The organism is Burkholderia sp. E168m23 (assembly GCF_016586125.1).
Lineage (GTDB): Bacteria > Pseudomonadota > Gammaproteobacteria > Burkholderiales > Burkholderiaceae > Burkholderia > Burkholderia orbicola.
The window spans coordinates 1-4,847 of the sequence record NZ_BCPP01000543.1 but is presented as its reverse complement, the minus strand read 5'-3'; the positions used below and the strand labels follow the sequence as shown (position 1 = coordinate 4,847).

Sequence of the window (4,847 nt, the reverse complement as noted above, 5' to 3'; positions counted from 1 at the left end):
CGCTATGCGGACATCCTGCTGCCGGTGAACACGCCGTGGGAGCGCGAAGGGCTGCGGCTCGGCTTCGAGATCGACGAGCGCGCGGTCGAACTTGTGCAGTTGCGGCAGCGCATGGTGCCGCCGCGAGGCGAGAGCCGCGCCGATTACGACATCGTCTTCGAGCTGGCCGTGCGGCTCGGGATGCAGGACGCGTTCTTCGGCGGCAGCATCGAGGCCGGCTGGAATCACGTGCTCGAACCGCTCGGGCTGGACGTCGCATCGCTGCGCGCCCATCCGGAAGGTATCGTCAGGCCGTTGCCGCAGCGCGAGCGGCAATACGCGGCGGCGACGCCCGACGGCATGCGCGGTTTCAACACCGAGACGCGGCGCGTCGAACTGTATTCCGAGAAACTGCATCGTCACGGCTACCCGCCCGTGCCGCAGTACGTGCCGCCGCGGCATGGCGACGATGCACGCGCGGACAACCCCCGCCGCTTTCCGTACACGCTGACGTCGACGAAGAACGGCTACTACTGCCACAGCCAGCATCGCGGCCTGCCGAGCCTGCGGCGCCGCGCGCCGTACCCGGTGGCGGAACTCAACGATGCACTGGCGGCGGAGCACGGCATCGTCGACGGCGACTGGTGCGTGATCGAAACGACGAACGGCGCGGCGCGCTTCAAGGCGCGCGTCGTACCGGAACTGGCGCGCAACGTGATCGTGGCCGAGTACGGCTGGTGGCAGGCCTGCGACGAGGTCGGCCTCGATGCGCTCGCCGTGGGCGGCCGCGACAACAGCAATTTCAACCCGCTCGTGTCGGCCGCGCAACTCGATCCGGTCAGCGGCTCGTCGCCGCTGCGGTCCTTGCGCTGCCGCATCCGGCGCGACCCGTCGGTCGATCCGGCACGCCGCCCGTGGCAAGGCCTGCGGGATTTCGTCGTGTCCGCGATACGCGAGGAAGCGAGCGGCGTACGCACCGTCACGTTTCGGGCCGCGGACGGCGGCGCGCTGCCGGACTATTTGCCCGGTCAGCACGTGACGCTGCATATCCCGTCGCTCGGCGACGGCGGGACGACGCGTGCCTACTCGCTGACGGGCGCCGCCCGCGAGGACGATCGCCGCACGTACACCATCTCGGTACGGCACCAGAAAGGTCAGACGCGCGACGGCACCGCGTTCGAAGGTGCGATGTCGTCCTACATTCACGGCGTGCTCGAGGTCGGCGATCCGGTGTTGCTCGGTGCGCCCGGCGGCACGTTCGTCGTGCCGCCGGCATCGCGGCAGCCGGTCGTGATGTTCGCGGGCGGCATCGGCATCACGCCGTTCATTTCGTATCTCGAATCGATTCGCGATCTGGCGGACCGCGCGCCGGAATCGCGGCTCTTCTATGCCAACCTGAACAGCAGCACGCACGCGTTCCGCGACCGCATCGAGACGTTGAAGCAGCGCCTGCCGACGCTCGACGTCGTCAACTGCTACAACCAGCCGCGCGACGAGATACCGGGGCGCGACTTTCAGCTGCACGGCTACCTGTCGGCCGACGTGGTCGCCGACGACCTGATCCGGCGGCGCGCGCGGTTTTACCTGTGCGGCCCCGAACCGATGATGGAGGCGATCACGGCGGGGCTGATCGCGCGCGGCGTCCCGCCGTTCGACATCTTCAAGGAAGCGTTCAGGTCCCCGTCCCGGCCGACGCTCGACCCGTCGAAGCAATACGCGGTGCAGTTCACGCGGTCGCGCCGCACGGCCACCTGGACACCCGGCGACGGCAGCCTGCTGTCGTTCGCGGAAAGCCTCGGCATCGCGTTGCCGAGCGGTTGCCGGGTCGGACAGTGCGAGAGCTGCGCGGTCAAGGTCGTCTCCGGCGAAGTCACGCATCTGAGCGGACAGGGGCCGGACGAAGCCGACTTGTGCCTCGCCTGCCAGGCCATTCCGGCAACCGACATCAGCATCGATGCATAACCCCCGTTCGAGGAAAGGTTCACCATGAAACATTTCGACGCCGTCGCGACCCGCGACGCGCTGGATTTCGACTCGCTGGTCGCGCGCCTGCGGCAAGCATTCGTCGACGGCTGCCACGTGCCGCTGCGGCATTCGCACGTCGTCCATGCCGGCAGCGCGGACGAAGGCACGGTGCTCATCATGCCCGCGTGGCAAGACCACGGGTATCTGGGCATCAAGACGGTCAACATCTTTCCCGGCAATGCGGAACACGGCCTGCCCGGCTTGCACTCGACCTACGTGCTCTACGACGGGCGAACGGGCCGCCCGCTCGCGCAACTGGACGGCAACGAAATCACGTCGCGCCGCACCGCGGCGGCGTCGGCGCTGGCTGCCACCTATCTGGCCCGGCCCGACGCATCGCGCCTCGTGCTGCTGGGCGCCGGCCGGGTCGGCAGCCTCGTGCCGCTCGCGTATCGCAGCCAGTTGCCGATCTCGCACGTCGAGGTCTGGGACAAGGACCGCGAAGCGGTGGCGCGACTGGTCGACCGGCTGACCCGCGACGGTTTCGATGCAACGCCCGTCACGCATCTCGAGGAGAGCGTCCGGCGTGCCGACGTCGTCACCTGCGCGACGCTCGCGACGGAGCCGATCGTCCGCGGCGAGTGGCTCGCACCGGGCTCGCATCTGGACCTGATCGGCAGCTTCACGCCGCGCATGCGCGAAGCGGACGACGACTGCTTCCGGCACGCGGAGATTTACGTCGACACGGACGAGGCCGCGCAAAAATCCGGCGACCTGCTGGGCCCGCTGGCGCGCAACGTCATTGCGCCCGAGCACCTGAGCCGGACCCTGACGGCGCTGTGCCGGGGCGACGCGCAGGGCCGCACGAACGACCTGCAGCGCACCGTGTTCAAGGCCGTCGGCACCGCGCTGGAGGATCTGGCCGCGGCCATTCAAATCCATGAAAAAGCGAATTGAACCCGTGACGGGCAAGGAGATCGAGATGAAAGAGCTGATGGACGTGCAGCGCGGCGACGCGCCGGCGGCGGACCGCGAAGGTGCGCTGGAACGAATGGCTGCGGGCATGGCGCGCTGGTCGGAGAAGTGGTTCCCGGACGCCTATATCTTCGCCGCGCTCGCGGTGATCATCGTGGCGGCGGGTGCCTTGGCGGTCGGGGCGCCGGTCACGCGGGTCGGCGTGGCGTTCGGCGACGGCTTCTGGAGCCTCATCCCGTTCACGATGCAGATGGCGATCGTCGCGATCTCGGGTTATGTCGTCGCGGTGTCCCCGCCCGCGTCGCGGCTGATCGATGCGCTTGCGCGCGTGCCCGCGTCCGGGCGCGCCGCGGTGACGTTCGTCGCGCTCGTCAGCATCGTCGCGTCGCTGTTCAACTGGGCGATCAGCCTGATCTTCAGCGGCCTGCTGGTGCGTGCGCTCGCGCGCCGCACCGATCTGCGGATGGATTACCGCGCGGCCGGCGCGGCCGCTTATCTCGGCATGGGCGCGACGTGGGCGCTGGGTTTGAGTTCGTCCGCGTCGCAATTGCAGGCGAATCCGGACAGCCTGCCCAAGGCGCTGCTCGCGATCTCCGGCGTCATCCCGTTCACCGAGACGATCTTTCTCCCGCAGTCGATGCTGATGGCCGCGGTGCTGACCGTCGCGTCGCTGCTGATCGCGTATCTGTCCGCGCCGAACGACGCGCGGGCGAAGACCGCGACGGCGCTCGGCATTGCACTCGACGAAAGCCATGCCACGCTCGCGCGCCCGAGCCGCCCGGGCGACTGGCTCGAATACAGCCCGCTCGTCACCATCGTGATCGTGGCGATCGGCGCGATCTGGGCGTGGCACGAGTTCACGACGAAAAATCCGCTGATCGCGATCTCGAACCTGAACACGTACAACTTCCTGTTCCTGCTGCTGGGCATGCTGCTGAACTGGCGACCGCGGCGCTTCCTCAATGCCGTCGCGCGGTCGGTGCCGTCGGTCGCGGGCGTGCTGATCCAGTTTCCGCTGTACGGCGGGATCGCGTACATCCTGACCAAGGCGGCCGCGCCCACCGGGCTGCCGCTGTCCGATCACCTCGCCCACTTCTTCGTCGCGATGTCGTCGCATGCGTCGTTCCCCGCGGTGATGGGCGTGTATTCGGCCGTGCTCGGGTTCTTCGTGCCGTCCGGCGGCGGCAAGTGGATCATCGAGGCGCCGTACGTGATCGAGGCGGCCAAACTGCTGCAGGTTCATCTGGGCTGGGCCGTGACGGTCTACAACGCGGCCGAGGCGTTGCCGAACCTGATCAATCCGTTCTGGATGCTGCCGCTGCTCGGCGTGCTCGGCTTGCGGGCGCGCGACATCGTCGGCTTCACGTTCACGCAACTGGTCGTGCATCTGCCGCTCGTGATCTTCATGCTGTGGGCGCTCGCCGGTACGCTCGCTTACCATCCGCCGGTGGTGCCGTAAGCGTATGGGGGGCGGCTTGCGGTCTTGAGTGGTAGTGCGGTGACAGTGACGGTGGCCGTGCCGTGCCGTGCCGTGCGGCATCGTACCCGTCGCGCCCATCGTGCCGCGCGCGTGCCGGCGGTGCATGCCGGCCTTAGTGGAATTCGCGGCTCGACGTGCGCAGGCCACCGAGCAGCGGCGTCAGATCCTCGAAATGCTGCGCGACGAGGTGCCGCACGTCGCTCACGACCTGCCACACGCCGGACGCCGCAAGCAGCCGCGAATCGAGCGTTTCGCGGCGCTGCCGCGCGAGCAGTTCGGGCCGGACGATCACGTTCACGCAGCCCGTTTCGTCCTCGAGCGTCATGAACATCACGCCCTTCGCGGTGCCCGGCATCTGTCGCGCGATCACGAGCCCGCATGCGCGTGCGAGCCGGCCATCGGGACGCTCGCGCAACTCGGCCGCCGACGACAGCCGCTGCGCGCGCAA

At 68.6% G+C, this 4,847-nt stretch carries 3 protein-coding genes and 1 pseudogene; 3 read left to right on the top strand and 1 reads right to left on the bottom strand.

Annotated elements, in window-relative coordinates; genetic code table 11:
* The 3 genes from JMF90_RS24265 to JMF90_RS24255 all read left to right on the top strand — a co-directional run.
* Positions 1–1,941, top strand: a 1,941-nt coding sequence (locus JMF90_RS24265; RefSeq protein ID WP_201325518.1) for a molybdopterin dinucleotide binding domain-containing protein, incomplete at its 5' end; no start/stop codon positions are given.
* A 24-nt stretch (positions 1,942–1,965) separates the two neighbouring features.
* Positions 1,966–2,901, top strand: coding sequence for an ornithine cyclodeaminase family protein (locus JMF90_RS24260; protein WP_201317014.1), 936 nt, complete (start codon positions 1,966–1,968; stop codon positions 2,899–2,901).
* Positions 2,902–2,926: 25 nt separating this feature from the next.
* Positions 2,927–4,378, top strand: a complete 1,452-nt coding sequence (locus tag JMF90_RS24255; RefSeq protein WP_236593013.1) for a short-chain fatty acid transporter — start codon at positions 2,927–2,929, stop codon at positions 4,376–4,378.
* A gap of 133 nt (positions 4,379–4,511) precedes the next feature.
* Here JMF90_RS24255 and JMF90_RS24250 read toward each other — a convergent pair.
* Positions 4,512–4,847: pseudogene (locus tag JMF90_RS24250) on the bottom strand (error-prone DNA polymerase); the annotation flags it as partial.

Excerpts from the sequence above, each read along its gene's own strand:
- JMF90_RS24260 (WP_201317014.1), top strand. The coding sequence starts at position 1,966 with ATGAAACATTTCGACGCCGTCGCGACCCGCGACGCGCTGGATTTCGAC.
- JMF90_RS24255 (WP_236593013.1), top strand. The coding sequence starts at position 2,927 with ATGAAAGAGCTGATGGACGTGCAGCGCGGCGACGCGCCGGCGGCGGAC.